The sequence below is a fragment of the Caloranaerobacter longqiensis genome (genome assembly GCF_050286925.1).
Classification (GTDB): domain Bacteria; phylum Bacillota; class Clostridia; order Tissierellales; family Thermohalobacteraceae; genus Caloranaerobacter.
The window spans coordinates 131,210-145,455 of the sequence record NZ_JBFWFX010000006.1 but is presented as its reverse complement, the minus strand read 5'-3'; the positions used below and the strand labels follow the sequence as shown (position 1 = coordinate 145,455).

18 protein-coding genes and 1 pseudogene are annotated in these 14,246 nt (G+C 27.6%); 13 read left to right on the top strand and 6 right to left on the bottom strand.

Features of this window, described 5'->3' with window-relative positions:
- The 7 genes and pseudogenes from AB4Y15_RS07435 to AB4Y15_RS07405 all read left to right on the top strand — a co-directional run.
- Window positions 1-301, top strand: a 301-nt coding sequence (locus AB4Y15_RS07435) for a hypothetical protein (protein WP_427339442.1), incomplete at its 5' end; no start/stop codon positions are given.
- 323 nt (window positions 302-624) lie between these two features.
- Window positions 625-810, top strand: a pseudogene (locus AB4Y15_RS07430) (hypothetical protein); the annotation flags it as partial.
- Between the two features lie 78 nt (window positions 811-888).
- Window positions 889-1,308 carry a HutP family protein gene (locus AB4Y15_RS07425; RefSeq protein WP_427339440.1) on the top strand — a complete coding sequence of 140 codons (420 nt, stop codon included), beginning with the start codon at window positions 889-891 and terminating at the stop codon, window positions 1,306-1,308.
- A gap of 174 nt (window positions 1,309-1,482) precedes the next feature.
- A complete protein-coding gene (locus AB4Y15_RS07420; RefSeq protein WP_427339439.1) occupies window positions 1,483-2,502 on the top strand; it encodes an ABC transporter substrate-binding protein in 1,020 nt (339 codons plus the stop codon).
- Complete coding sequence (locus AB4Y15_RS07415) at window positions 2,503-3,384, top strand: ABC transporter permease (RefSeq protein ID WP_427339437.1); 882 nt, start codon at window positions 2,503-2,505, stop codon at window positions 3,382-3,384.
- A 30-nt stretch (window positions 3,385-3,414) separates the two neighbouring features.
- The gene (locus AB4Y15_RS07410) at window positions 3,415-4,191 is read left to right on the top strand and encodes an ABC transporter ATP-binding protein (protein ID WP_427339436.1); all 777 of its coding nucleotides are present in this window, start codon (window positions 3,415-3,417) and stop codon (window positions 4,189-4,191) included.
- A 575-nt stretch (window positions 4,192-4,766) separates the two neighbouring features.
- A complete protein-coding gene (locus AB4Y15_RS07405; RefSeq protein ID WP_427339434.1) occupies window positions 4,767-5,231 on the top strand; it encodes a hypothetical protein in 465 nt (154 codons plus the stop codon).
- On the opposite strand, the gene AB4Y15_RS14130 is transcribed toward AB4Y15_RS07405, so the two are convergent.
- From AB4Y15_RS14130 to AB4Y15_RS07395, 3 genes are read right to left on the bottom strand one after another with little or no spacing between them, the layout of a single operon-like run.
- Window positions 5,196-5,519, bottom strand: a complete 324-nt coding sequence (locus AB4Y15_RS14130) for a hypothetical protein (RefSeq protein WP_489672022.1) — start codon at window positions 5,517-5,519, stop codon at window positions 5,196-5,198. The two genes, AB4Y15_RS07405 and AB4Y15_RS14130, sit on opposite strands and share 36 nt — an antisense overlap.
- A 1-nt stretch (window position 5,520) precedes the next feature.
- Window positions 5,521-5,655, bottom strand: coding sequence for a hypothetical protein (locus AB4Y15_RS07400; RefSeq protein WP_427339433.1), 135 nt, complete (start codon window positions 5,653-5,655; stop codon window positions 5,521-5,523).
- Window positions 5,652-5,789, bottom strand: a complete 138-nt coding sequence (locus AB4Y15_RS07395) for a hypothetical protein (RefSeq protein ID WP_427339431.1) — start codon at window positions 5,787-5,789, stop codon at window positions 5,652-5,654. The genes AB4Y15_RS07400 and AB4Y15_RS07395 overlap by 4 nt, the downstream gene beginning before the upstream one ends.
- 215 nt (window positions 5,790-6,004) lie before the next feature.
- Between AB4Y15_RS07395 and AB4Y15_RS07390 the strand changes: the two genes are divergently transcribed.
- Window positions 6,005-6,472 carry an RNA polymerase sigma factor gene (locus AB4Y15_RS07390; protein WP_427339430.1) on the top strand — a complete coding sequence of 156 codons (468 nt, stop codon included), beginning with the start codon at window positions 6,005-6,007 and terminating at the stop codon, window positions 6,470-6,472.
- Window positions 6,473-6,491: 19 nt separating this feature from the next.
- On the top strand, window positions 6,492-7,694 hold the full coding sequence (locus tag AB4Y15_RS07385) for a hypothetical protein (RefSeq protein WP_427339428.1): 1,203 nt from the start codon (window positions 6,492-6,494) through the stop codon (window positions 7,692-7,694).
- Window positions 7,695-7,727: 33 nt separating this feature from the next.
- Here AB4Y15_RS07385 and AB4Y15_RS07380 read toward each other — a convergent pair whose 3' ends face one another.
- Complete coding sequence (locus AB4Y15_RS07380; protein ID WP_427339426.1) at window positions 7,728-9,713, bottom strand: methyl-accepting chemotaxis protein; 1,986 nt, start codon at window positions 9,711-9,713, stop codon at window positions 7,728-7,730.
- 246 nt (window positions 9,714-9,959) lie between these two features.
- Here AB4Y15_RS07380 and AB4Y15_RS07375 point away from each other — a divergent pair, with 246 nt between their 5' ends.
- The 3 genes from AB4Y15_RS07375 to AB4Y15_RS07365 all read left to right on the top strand — a co-directional run bounded on the left by AB4Y15_RS07375 (window position 9,960) and on the right by AB4Y15_RS07365 (window position 11,659).
- Window positions 9,960-10,388: a DUF4879 domain-containing protein gene (locus AB4Y15_RS07375; protein WP_427339424.1), complete on the top strand. Its 429-nt coding sequence runs from the start codon at window positions 9,960-9,962 to the stop codon at window positions 10,386-10,388.
- A gap of 133 nt (window positions 10,389-10,521) precedes the next feature.
- Window positions 10,522-10,953 (top strand): hypothetical protein, encoded by a 432-nt coding sequence (locus AB4Y15_RS07370; protein ID WP_427339423.1) that lies wholly within the window; start codon window positions 10,522-10,524, stop codon window positions 10,951-10,953.
- Between the two features lie 208 nt (window positions 10,954-11,161).
- Complete coding sequence (locus AB4Y15_RS07365; RefSeq protein ID WP_427339422.1) at window positions 11,162-11,659, top strand: hypothetical protein; 498 nt, start codon at window positions 11,162-11,164, stop codon at window positions 11,657-11,659.
- Between the two features lie 202 nt (window positions 11,660-11,861).
- On the opposite strand, the gene AB4Y15_RS07360 is transcribed toward AB4Y15_RS07365, so the two are convergent.
- Window positions 11,862-12,059 carry a hypothetical protein gene (locus AB4Y15_RS07360; protein ID WP_427339421.1) on the bottom strand — a complete coding sequence of 66 codons (198 nt, stop codon included), beginning with the start codon at window positions 12,057-12,059 and terminating at the stop codon, window positions 11,862-11,864.
- A 245-nt stretch (window positions 12,060-12,304) separates the two neighbouring features.
- Here AB4Y15_RS07360 and AB4Y15_RS07355 point away from each other — a divergent pair, with 245 nt between their 5' ends.
- A complete protein-coding gene (locus AB4Y15_RS07355; protein ID WP_427339419.1) occupies window positions 12,305-13,534 on the top strand; it encodes an aminopeptidase in 1,230 nt (409 codons plus the stop codon).
- A 249-nt stretch (window positions 13,535-13,783) separates the two neighbouring features.
- Here the strand turns inward: AB4Y15_RS07355 and AB4Y15_RS07350 are convergent, their stop codons facing one another.
- Window positions 13,784-13,987 (bottom strand): glutaredoxin family protein, encoded by a 204-nt coding sequence (locus AB4Y15_RS07350; protein WP_427339447.1) that lies wholly within the window; start codon window positions 13,985-13,987, stop codon window positions 13,784-13,786.
- Window positions 13,988-14,246: the final 259 nt, after the last annotated feature.

Here is a 14,246-nt window from a genome sequence, read left to right as displayed (position 1 = left end):
GACACTAATTTTTACAAAAACAGCTTCATTTGAATCTATATTATCATATTTTCTACTATTTTTTACAGGTGGAATTGTTTCATTAGAGAAACTACCTAAAGTTGTAGTTAATATCTCAGAAATGCTACCATTAACCATAGGGATTAGACTTTCGCAGAATATATTAATAGGTAATAAAATAACAGCAAATGACTTGATAAATTTAATTCTTAATAGTGGTTTTTATGTACTAATAGGATTAATTGTTTTTAAGCTTTGTTATTATTACACAAAACGAGATGGTTTATCAACTGAGTATTAGTTGCTATTTTTAATATAAATTTAATTGTGTAAATCAAATAAATTAATTATAAATTTATTGAAATATTCTTAAATATGCTTCTCTAATTTGTATATTGAAATTTATTATCAATTATGTTATATTAAATAAAAATCATAGTTCTATGTTTGAAAAAAGCTAAAGAAAGCCATTGATTAATTAAATAGAAAGGTTTGGTTAAAATGTATGTAAAAGAAGTTATAATTCAACCGGAAGTGTTAGAATATATGGATAAAAAGAATATTAAAGATTTAAAAATTGAAAACGAGCCTAGATCCTTTTGCTGAGGAGCTGGCAATGTCGCTCAACCTTTCGTGGAAAAGGGAAGGCCATATAAGGAAACAGCTTTTATGTATAAACAATATAATTTTGGAGATAAAAATATTTTTGTAAATAAAAGTATTGAATGTAAATCTGGCGTTATTAGAATATATCTTAAAAATTATTTCTTCTTTAAAAACATTGAAATAGAGTACTGCCCACTTAAGTAATTTAATTTGTATTGATTTGTTGTGTTTTTTTATCGAACTTCTGGAAACTTTTACTTTACCCATGAAGGAGTGGTTTTTTTGAAAAATAAAAGTACAGAAATAGCTAAAGCTTCTATAAAATTAGCTATTTCAACTAGAGAAGAAGAAAAAATAATTATTGAAGAACTTGCTAAGAAAAATATAAAAGCAACTGCTGTCGATATAGGAGGAGACCTTATAAGCTCAATACCTAAAATAATAGAAAGGGCTCTTGTTGCATCTAAAAAAACTGGAATTATTAAAGATTGTCATGTACATGAAGGAGCTGTAGCAGGCGCTACAAAGGAAGCTATAATACAAGTAAGTTCAAAGGCACTAGGTTTTAATTTTGGAGGGAAAATAGGTATAGCAAGATATGATGAACATATAAGTGTATGTCTTTTTGTTAGTGTAGGGCTTCTCCATTTAAACGACTTAGCTATAGGACTTGGACATAGATCTATACCTGTAATCGATTAATTAAATAAATATTTACTATTGACATTTTGTTTAAAATGCATTTATAATTATCTCAACCGTGTTTTTATTTTGTAGGATTAATTTCACATGTAGGTAGCCTATGGGGCTAAGGGTAGCAAGGTAGGAAAGTAGAAAAAATACGAAGAAAAAAATCAAAAATAGGAGGATGGTAGCATGGTAGTAAAATCTATTCTTGCCAGCTTAAGAAAAACTTTAGGCTTTTTTTTAATGCTTATCTTTTCTATATCATTAGGTGCATGTTCATCTAATAATACTTCTTCTGATATTTCCAATGAACTTTTTTCTATTGGTATAAGTCAAATTATTGAGCATCCTGCCCTTGATAGTGCTAGGAATGGATTTATAGAAGCTCTTAAATCAAAGGGTTATGAAGAGGGCAAAAATTTAGAAATAGATATCCAATTTGCTCAAGGCGATATTGCTCTAACATCGACAATAGCTCAAAATTTTGTATCTCAAAATAAAGATTTAATCCTTGCTATTTCCACTCCATCAGCCCAATCAGCCCACAAGGCTACAAGTGAAATTCCTATCATTTTTACAGCTGTAACAGACCCCGTATCAGCCGGTCTAGTTAAAAATTTGAATTCCCCTGAAGGTAATATAACTGGAACTAGTGATATGACTCCAATAAAAAAAGAACTTGAGCTTGGGAAAAAAATCTTTCCTAATGCAAAAAAAGTAGGCGTGATTTTCAATACAAGTGAAATAAATTCACAGGTTCAAGTTGATATTGCAAAGGAAGTTTCCAAGGACTTGAATCTTGAAATAATTGAAATTCCAGTTACAAATACTTCTGAAATTGAACCTTCTCTTAATTCAAAAATTAAAAATATAGATTTTTTGTTTCTCCCATCGGATAATCTTGTTGCATCTAGCTTACCGATAATTGCTAAAATAGCTAGCAATAATAATATAGCAATTATTGGAGTAGATGAGCCTATGGTAAAGGCTGGAGCTTTAGCTTGCGAAGGCTTGGATTATTATAAACTGGGTTTTCAAACGGGGCTTATGGCAGTTGAAATTTTAGAAGGTAAAGAAATAAAGGATTTACCTGTTTCAACACTAAAAGAAACACAACTTATTATAAATGAAGATATAGCAAACAAACTTGGAGTAAAAATCCCCAATGAACTCCTAAAAAGGGCAAAGGTCATAAAGGAGGACAGATAGATGGGTAGCTTTTGGTTAGGCATACTTTTACAAAGTCTTATTTTTTCAATAATGGCAATGGGAGTTTATATCACATATAAGATTCTTAATTTTCCTGATCTTTCAGCCGATGGAACCTTCACTTTGGGTGCAAGCGTATCGGCAATACTTATAACAAAGGGAATTAATCCTTTTTTAAGTCTTATATTTTCTACTTTAGCAGGATTTTTAGCTGGAATATGTACTGGAATCTTGAATGTAAAGCTTAAAATAGCCAATTTATTATCTGGTATTTTAGTCATGATAGGTCTTTACTCTATAAATTTAAGAATAATGACAAAGGCTAATCTTCCTTTATTCAATTATGAAACAATATTTTCAGAAAAAAATTCTTTATTAATAGCCTTTTTGTTTACTTTCTTTGTATCAATAATTTTTACTTTGTTCTTTAAAACAAAATTAGGATATTTAATAAAGGCTACAGGAGCTAATGAAAACATGGTTATATCCCTAGGAGTAAATACAGGTTTAGTAAAGATATTAGGCCTTTCGTTGTCAAATAGTTTAATAGCCTTATCTGGAGGTATTTTAGCCCAATACCAAGGTTTTAGCGATATAAATATGGGAACGGGAATAATCATAATAGGACTAGCTTCAATAATAATAGCCGATTCCATATTTAAAAATATATCTTTCTTTAATCCTAGTTTAATTTGTATAATAGGAGCCATTTTATATAGAACAAGTATATCTTTGAGCCTTAAATTAGGCTTTAATCCAAGTGATTTAAAGCTCATAAGCTGTATAATTGTTATATTAGCCTTAGGAGTTGGAAACTCTGAGCTTAATTTTAAATTTGCCAACTTAAAACTGTTTAAAGAAAAGAAAGTAAATTATGTCTAATTAATTCTTTAAAATAGATGGGTGATATCAATGCTAGAACTAATTAATATATCAAAAACATTTAATCCAAATAATATAAATGAAAATCAAATTTTTAAAAATTTATCTTTGAAGATAGATAAAGGGGATTTCATATGTATAATAGGAAGTAATGGAGCCGGAAAATCAACTCTTTTAAATGTTATTTCTGGAAAAATTCAAATTGATGAAGGTAACATAAATCTTAATGGAAAGGATATAACAAAGGAAACTGAAGTTGTTAGATGTAAAAAAATATCAAGAATTTTTCAAGATCCTTCCATGGGAACTATTCCTTCAATGACAGTTTTTGAAAATCTATCTATGGCAATGAATAAAGGAAAAAAATTTGATTTCTCTTTTTTAGTTAATAAAAAGAACGAGCAATTTTTCAAGAATATTTTAAGAGAACTAGACTTAGAACTTGAAAATAAATTGTATACAAAAGTATGCCATTTATCTGGAGGGCAAAGGCAGTGTCTAAGTCTTATAATGGCATCTTTAACCAAACCTGATCTTTTACTTCTTGATGAACATACAGCAGCTTTAGACCCTAAAACTTCTGAAATAGTAATGAATATTACAGATAAAATTATTAAAGAAAAAAATTTAACTGCTCTTATGGTAACCCATAACATGAATTATGCTTTAAAATATGGGAATAGGCTTATAATGATGCATAGAGGTAAGATAATAATGGATGTTACAGGTGATGAGAAGAAAAATCTTACCAGAGAAAAGCTGCTTTCATTATTTAAAGAAGTAAGTGACCGCAGTTTATTTTCTTAATACATCAAGATAATTAAATTTTGTATAAAATTGTAGCACTTAAATATTTTTATTATCCCTCATTTGTTATTAAGCAAATGGGGGATAATAAATGAGCAATTTATCATCCCAGCATTATTAATCCTTACATTAAACTAGATAAATGATAGGTATTCCATAATTTACATTAAAAGGTGTATTGTTTTTAAATAATCATAACATTAAGCTTTTTCTTTTATTAAAAAAACCTTACATGATGTTTCTAGCAAAATAAAGCATTATTTTTTTTAGCTTTTCATTTAATTTTTCAAGAGTATTACAAGTATTTCAGATGCCTTTCAGTTAGTGTAAAATTACTATAGGGAATTTTTGAGAAAAAAATAAAAGAGATATACTTGCTTATGTAATAATATTAAACGATAAAACTAATATTGAAAAGAGAGCTTTTTATAGAAATCATTATGCATGAAATTGCAGAAAAAATTTAGTAGAAGTATAAAAGGAAAGAGAAAATACAGGAATAAATGTAGACTTTAATAAATTTTGAGTTTTCACACAGTTTGCTGCCTTTTTAAATCGGAAGGGAGAGATGTTTAGTGTATTTAGATGAAAAAGCAGTCATTAAAGTAAGAAAAATACGAATATTAATTATAGTAATATACAGTATCATTATATTACTTAGTAGTTTCATATATCCTTTAATTAAAGGGAATTTCAAAATCAGCATTAATTTTTTTGTCAACTTAGGTATGATGATATTTTTTTTATTTACTTTCTATAAAGGAAATAAATTTAGTGGATATATTTTGATGTATGGATTGATTTTTTCGATAGGGATATTACCTGTAAGGATGCTCCATTATTTTAATATGGATAATATTTTAGGAGGAGCATTGTATATAATAATTCCTGTTTTATGTTGTATATTGACAATAAATACAGATATTTATAATGACTTTATAAATTTTATGGAATTACAGCATAGAAAAAGGAATAAAGGTATTTATTATCTAGAGAATATAATTTTAATAATTATGATAGTTGTAGATAAAATTATTTAAAAGGGGCAACAATATATATCCTAATCCATCAGCATTATACCTATCTGCTATTCGCTGGACTGCATATAATTCATAAATTCCATCTCTTTGAAAATCTATAGGGTATAGTCCACCAAGTGGATTTACCCATCCTTCAATAGGCTTTTTAAGTTTACCTTTGTCATCATATATTTCAGACAGGTATTCTTTACCTTTATATTTAATATCTATAATATATTTTTTTGCATTATTTTCTTCAATTTCTACTTGATAATAATCTTTATATATTACTTTATAGGTATATCTCAGGTTAAATTCTTCTAAAATCTCCTAAAAAGATTGTTGGATTATATCCAGCATTTTCTTTTGGAATGATTTTATAGCAAATATTTGTTCTTCCATCTTGAATTAATAGAGTTATATTATCAACAAAGGGACTTTTCATACCATATGTTTTTTTCCTACTAGATAAACATTATCTATTATTAAATCACCATTAACGTCTCCTTGTTTAAAATCTAGTATAAATATTTTATTCATATTCATTTGATTTAAAGGATAAAATGGACATAAATACATATAATCATCTCCTTAGAGCTACTTACTAACATAATATGACTATTGCGGGATATAGTTACGCAATGGAATGAAAGCAGCTCATATGAAAAACAAATTTTAGGAATGAAAAAGCCGCAAAGAGCGACTTATAATTTTCTATAAATTATAAAAATTATGGACATTTTTATATTTTCATACGTTATATATGTGGAAGCACTAATCGAGGAAGTGATAGAGTGAATATTTATTTAGTTTACCAAAAATATAATAAAGAGTTTATTGCATATGCAAAATCTATAACTCAAAATAGCGATAGGGCTTTTGACCTTGTACAGGAGGCATATGTAAGCGCACTAGAAAGAGAAGAAATGTTTCATGATATGAATGAGCATCAGATAAAAGGATGGTTTTTTACTACAATAAAAAATAAAAATATTGATTTTATACGGAAACAGAACAAGATACTACTGTATGAAAACAGTATACTAAATAATGCATTATCTAATGAAAGTCAAGATTTTGAATCTCAAGTTGCTTTTGATAATTTAATTCAGAAACTACCTCAGAAGAATAAAGAAGTTCTGGTGCTTAGGTACAAGATGCTATTAAATAGTAGAGAAATAGGAAAGATACTCGGAGTATCACCTTCTACTGTGAGATCTCGATTAAGTGCTTCGTTAAAAATGTTAAAAAATAAAATTTAAAATTAAGGGAGGTCATAAAATGTCTATAATTGAGAATATAGGCTTACTTGACACTAGAAATATTAAAGAAGATTTAGCAAAGAATATTACTAAAATATGTAATATAGGGATACTCATTGAAAGTGATGAGTCGCGATTACTGCTTAAAAATTGTGAAAAAGTAAATATAGGCTGTGCTGTAAAAATACCAAAGGATATACAAATGGTTACTCGTTCGGGGGACTTAAAGATAGATAGAAATTATTTAGAAGGGCTTTTAAATCCAGTAGCTATTTTAGTGAACGGGATAGTTATTTTCAAAGAAGATGTTGACAGTAATCTTATAAATGAAAAAATATACTGTATGATAGTAAATGGACGAATAGTATGTCCGAAAAAATTAAGTGGAGTTATACAATCAAAATCTACAATAAATGGGCAAATTTCTAGTTACAAAGATGATTATATATTATTTAATGGTACTATTATATTAAATAATCAATTTTTATATGGGCTGAAGCCACATTCAAAATTAGCTATTGATAAAGTTATTATTATTGAAGATGTTGATATGAAGCTATTTGAAGAAAAAGTATCCAATATTCAAATATTGAACAAATTAGTGATAGCAGATGAATTTGAAAAAGAATTTGCTAAATATATTGATGAGTATTATTTATTAGATAAAACTGTAGTACCAAAGGGCTCAAAGTATATAGAACAAGATATAAACTTGGATGATAATACAATAAAAAAATATAATGATAGCATTTTATTTGTAGATGGAGAAGTGGAAATATATCTTGAGGATGATAGTAAACTCAAAAAACATATTAAATCTCTAATATGCGGCAGTATAGTTTGTAGTGAAAAAAACTATGATGCTGTTAAAAGTATTTTAGGAAATGAAAATATAGAAATAGAAATAATTGAAGGAAAACTAATTAAAAATACAGGGGAAATGGTCTTATCAGGAGTTGTAGAAAATGTTGATGAAGGAGTAACAATAAGAAATATGGGGAAGTTAGTTATTGATGAAAATATTGACCTTGATGTGCTTAATAAAAAAGTAAAATCGATTTTAAATTTTGGCCTTATCGTTGTACCAGAAAAAGCAATTAATATTGTAAGAAGTAAAATAAAAGAAAATTATGGTAATATAAAAATGTCTAGTAGTCAAAAAGATGATATAGAGAAGAAAGAAAATATTTTATATTCTAATACAGGAGAGTTGAGATTATAAGGCAAAACTCGCTACAAAGCGAGTTTTGCTTATTTAAATTTTAAATTTACTTATCAATTCATTTAAACTTTGTGCAATACTATTTAGAGTATCTGCAGATGAAGCTATTTCTTCCATAGATGCTAATTGTTCTTCTGAAACAGCAGCTATATTTTCAAAACTTGCAGCAGAATTTTTAGCTATATCAAATGTTTGTTCTGCTGAAGCAGCTATTCGTTTTGAATTTACAGACATTTGTTCAGAAGCAGTTGAGACTTCTTGGATTTGTTTTGCAACGTTTTGAATTGCTTCTAAAATCTTTATAAATGCTTTACCGGCTTCGTCTGTTATTTTCATTCCTTTTTGAACTTCATCATTTACATTTTCCATTGATTGAACAGAGTAATTAGTATTTTTTTGTATTTCTTTCATTATGTTTGAAATTTCATCTGTTGACTTTTCCGATTGCTCAGCTAATTTTCTTATTTCATCAGCTACAACAGCAAATCCTTTGCCGTGTTCTCCTGCACGTGCAGCTTCTATAGCGGCATTTAATGCAAGCAGATTTATTTGAGAAGTAATATTATTGATGACTTCTAATATCTGATTTATTTCTTGTGAATGTTGATCTAATACTTTTATTGCTGATGATGAATCATGAACGGATCTATTTATGGAATCCATTTGATTTATAACTTTTTGTATAAATTCATTTCCTTGCTCTGCTTCTTTTGATGCTTCAAGAGCAGACTGCTGTACTACAGCAGCAGATTGAGCAATTTTTTGAATATTTATTGCCATCTCTTTCATAGATTTTGAAGTTTCTTCAGCTATTGACATTTGTTTTTGAGTATTGTCTGATACTTCTTGTATAGTTAAAGCAACATGATTAGTCGCATTGACATTTTCATTTGTGATTGTTGCTAATTCTTCTGAAGAATAAGCTAATTGATTTGAAGTTTTGTTTACTTGATTAATTAGTGCTCTTATATCAGTTTGCATTATATTTACGGCTCTAGAAAGGTCACCCATTTCATCTTTCCTATTGAGATATATTTTAGGAACATCTTTTGTAAGGTCTCCTGTTGCAATAAGTTTTAAGTGTTCAATCGTCAAATTAATTGGCAGAGTAATGTTTTTACTAAATATTATTGATAATATTAATGAAAGTATAAATGATGCAATTATAATTATAAAAGTAGTTATTAAAGCATTTTTTTTCAAAGATAATAAAGATGAAACATTATAGCTTATACTTATCATGCCTATAACTTGAGTTTTTATAGGGTTCCATAGAGGATTGTATAATCTTATGTATCCATTATCGTCTATAATTTTTACAGCCTTACCTTTAGAAACTTTTTGAAAGATTGTTGGGTCTTTTAATACTTGTCCGATTTTTTCTTTTTCGGTGTTACTTGAAGTTTTAATTAATTTGTCTTTTACATAAATACTTATATCGCCAGATGTAATATCGCTAATCTCGGTTAAAAAATCATCTTCAAAACCAACTTGTAGAGTTCCAATAATTTTTCCATTATCTTTGATAGGAACAAAAGCTCGAATTGCTAATCCACTTTTTCCAAATTCAAACCCTTTTATTTCCTGTCCCTTTAGTGCTAATTTTATAGATTCATTGTTGCTCTTATCATCTCCGAACTTGGAACTGTGTGCCCTTAGAAAGACAATTCCTTTATCATCTCCAAATTCTAATATTTGTAAGTGGTGTTCTTCCTTTAATCTTTGAAAAATTGGTTTAATTATTTCTTTTAATGCATCACGATCTTTATTTTTAAAAACATCAATAATTTCAGGTTTATTTGAATAGAGTTTCGCTAAAAATAAAGCTTCTTGTGCCTTTTTTTCAAGTTTATAATTGACGATAGAGACATTATGATTTAAATTGTTTTTAATTAAATAATCTAAGTTATTTTTACTTTGATTGTATAAGATTGAAGAAGCGATAGATACGGGAATTATTGCAGTTAAGATTAGCAATAATAGAAGTTTTGTCCTCAATGTTTTGATAGATAATTTCATTAGAAATAGCCTCCTACCTTATTATTTAAGCATGATTACGGATATTCGACACTTTTCTACAAAATCCTTTTTCTAAAAAAATATTAAAAAAGTTTAACATTCCAACAAAAATATTTACATATTTAATATTTTTGCGATATTATATGTAATATAGTAATATTTTACATTTAATTCAATATATTTCTTGTTAAGGATTTAATTGCATCATGCATTTGACAATACTTATAAAAAGAAAGGAGGGATACCATGAAGAAGATTTCCGGATTACTTTTAATAACTTTATTAATATTATCGTTTTGTTCGGTAAGTTATGCTGCATCTGCTCCACCATTGTCTCAAGTAGGTATAGCTGAAATATATTCTTCTCAGGGAGGAACTGAAGAGATTTACTCATCAACAAAACTTTGTACTGATAAGGATCATGGAGGAAATCCGTTCTATATTGTTACTTATGAAATCGGATATAGTAGATATGGTTCACGAATTGCTAAATTAAATGGAGTTAGATTAAAAGAAGTTCAGTCCCAACCAATTGATTTAGATAATGATAGAATAATTGATGGCTGGTTTAGATGGTGGGATGCTAGTGGTTTTACGGGAGGAAATTTTACTTATGAAGCTACTTCAGAAAATTATCCATGGAATACAATGTCTGTTGACATACGTATAAGATAAACAATATGTCATGGCTGTTAGAAATATATATATTTCTAACAGTCTTTTACATAAATGACTATATATTAGATCTTTAATATTAATTGATGATAATTATTACAAAATATAATTTTTTAAATAGGGGGAGAAAAACATGTCAATTTCTAAAATTAATAATAATATTAATTACTATTATACAAAAAATGTTAATGATAAGTCTCTGTATAAAAGCAAGATTAGAGCTAATCGTGCCTGTGTATCAGCTAATACTAATAATATTTGGGATGAACTTAGAAAAAAATATGATATTACCAATGCTACATTTGATGAAGTTAAAAAAATAGCTAAAAAACTTTATAAAGCAGGCGAAATTTCTCTTTTAGAATTATCTATTATATGTTTAGATCCATCAAAAATTCCAGCTTTAAGAAGGGACAGATTACTTTGTGCTCCTCGTGAAGGAGGGAGACATAATTGGATAAAGGTATTTAGAGATATCGCTGATAGGTGTTTATCTAATAATCTTATAGATGCGTATAAAACAAATATTAAAATAGTCGAAATATTTGAGAAACTTAAGCGCTGATAATTAAAGTTATCCTTAAAACTTAAAAAACTATAAAGAACTTGTAAAAATATATAGAAACATTGAAAGAAATAAGGTTGAGTGTTTTAGAGGGCAGTTGAAAAAGTGATGGACTTTTGGAATACATAGATAAGAAATATATAAGTATATGTGTTTAGAATGTATGTAAAGTAAGAAAGTAGATTTTATAGTGAAAGGATGTAATAATATGAAACTAAAGTTAAAATTTTTAATCTTTTTAATTAGCATATCTATATTAATTACTGGATGTACTAAACCTTCAGAAATAGATTATCAATTAGTTTTTAAAGGATTTGTAGCATTAGAAGATGATGGGCGAGAGTTTCCACCAGCTGAAACATTAGTTTTTGAAAATGAGGAACAATGGAATGATTTCACTAGTAATTATTTAGATTCATTACAATATATTTTAGGTAAACTAGATAAATATGTAGATTTTTCAAATGGGGAAATTATTTATGCTTGTAAAATAATTATGCCTGCTAGTGGAAGATTTAATTCTTCGGCCATTTTAGAAAAAGTTACTTTAAATGATAATGTTTTAGATATAAAATGGGCAAAAGACGACATATATATAGTTAATCTCAATGAAAAAACTATATATCCATTTGTATTACTCGTAAAGATTAGAAAGAATAAAAATTTATCCAATTTAAAAAATATTTATAAAAAGGCAGCACAATGATTGTGCTACAATTAAAATATTAAGATAGTCAAAATATTTGAGAAACTTAAATAGCAAGAATAACTATAGTAAATATTGTTGTAAAGGCATGAAAGAAACAAGAGAACCATCTCTTTGAATCAAGATAAAGATAAGACCTTGAAAACCATATTGGTTAGCCAAGGTCTCAAAATGCCCTTCTATGCAGTAAAAAGTTGATTTTTCACTTCAAGTTGTTATCAAATTTTTCTATTAGTTCTTGTAACTTTCTAGCTTGTTGACCTGATTCTTCAGCAAATTTTTTAAATATACTACTAACTTCATTATTATCTACTTGTTTAGAAAACATTTCATAATCACGTACATTTTCTTGAGCATCAAGAAGTTTTTTCATAATTATATCTCTAGTATTTAAATTCATTTAAAACACCTCCTTATTGTCAATATTATTTTGTGCTTATGAAAGTAATTTTATGATTAGATTATTCAACAGCCAGTTTTTAACAATCTAAAAAAAGAGGATATTTATAAATACGACTGAAAAGAGCTATGAAGTTAGTTTTAAAATACATTAAAGTCAAAATTTACTGATAATATGTTATACTTAATTTATAGGGGATATATATTAAATCAATAGGATAAAAATTAAGAGAAAGGAGTTTAATTATGGATAATGTTTTACTTGAAAAATATGCTCGTCTTGTAGTAAAAACGGGGCTTAACATTCAAAAAGGCCAAATTCTTGTTATAACTTCTCCTATAGAATGTGATTCTTTTGCAAGAATGGTAGCAAAGGTTGCTTATCAAGAGGGAGCAAAGGATGTTGTTATAAATTGGGTAGATGAGTTGTTTTCAAAAATTAGGTATATGCATGCTCCAGAAGAAGTTTTTGAAGAGTTTCCTCAATGGAAGAAAGAGTTTTATATGTATTATATGAAGCAAGGAGCGGCTTTCCTAAGAATATCTGCATCTGATCCAGAACTTATGAAGGATGTAAATCCTGAAAGAATAGCAAAAGAACATAAGGCTAGCAGTGCTTCATTAAAAGAATATAGGGAAAGTTTGATGAGTAATAAAAATGTATGGTGTATTGTATCAGTTCCTACAAAGGCTTGGGCAAAGAAAGTTTTCCCTGAACTTTCAGAGGACGATGCGGTTGAAAAACTATGGGATGCTATTTTAAAAGCTGTGAGAGTAGATACAGAAGACCCTATTGCTTCTTGGGAAGAACACAAAAATAATCTTAAAAAGAGTTTGGAATTTTTAAATAGTAATAAGTTTAAATTTCTTCACTTTAAAAATTCTTTGGGAACAGATTTGAAAATTGAACTTCCTGAAAATCATATATGGCTTGGAGGTTCAGATTATACTCCTGAAGGAGTAGAATTCATTGCAAATATGCCTACAGAAGAGGTATTTACTTTACCGAAAAAGACAGGAGTAAATGGTACTGTAGTAAGTTCAAAGCCTTTGAACTATAATGGGAATTTAATTGAGAATTTCACACTAACATTTAAAGATGGAAAGATTATTGATTTTAAAGCTGAAAAAGGTTATGAAAGTTTAAAACAGCTTATTGAAACTGATGAAGGTTCATGCTACCTTGGTGAAGTAGCTTTAGTTCCTTATGATTCTCCTATTTCAAAATCGAACATATTGTTTTACAATACTCTTTTTGATGAAAATGCATCATGCCATCTAGCAATAGGAAAAGCGTATCCGGTATGTATAAAAAATGGTGAAAATATGAGCAAGGAAGAATTGGAAAAACTAGGAGTGAATGATTCTCTTGTGCATGAAGATTTTATGATAGGTACAGAAGATCTTGAAATAATAGGAATTACTGTAGAAGGAAAAGAGATATCTGTATTTAAAAATGGTAATTTTACATATTAAATTTTTATGAGCTAAAGGAATGGTTCCTTTAGCTCTTATTATATAATATAAATTCGTGTATAATAAATTAAAAGAATATTAGAAAATCCTTGAAAAATTATTGAATTAAAGAAAAAAATTACTTAGTATTAAAAATGAAAAACAAATCCTATTTCAATAAAAACGATAAACCTATTTAGTTATAGAAACACGTTTATAAATTTTACTTATATGAGTAGTGGTGAATTAAATCTACTTTATACTCAATTTTTAACTTATTTTTAGTAATTTTTTTATTAATTCTTTATTATCTTCAAATCCGATTATTGTTTTGCCATTTATTAAAATAGTAGGAGTCATGATTCGGTTAAATTTTTTCTTCATCTCCTCTTGAACTTGTGGGTCTTCAATACTCTTAATTTTTACTTTAATATTATGAGTGGCAAAGAAACTCTTTGCTTTTTGGCAATCAATTCATAATGAATCTGAATACATCACAACATTATTGCCAAACAACCTTTTAAATAATCCCATGTTCTCACCTCATTTAATCGTTTATAGATAAGTGTCTCCCAAAATTTACTTTCAATATATTATAAACTACCCAGTTTTAAATAAAAAAATCAAAAATTCTCAACCTACTCTTTAGAGTTTTAACTATTATCAATTGGGTATTTAATTATATGAGGATTAAAAGAAGCAAATGTTAAACAAGCAATAAAAAATATCGTTT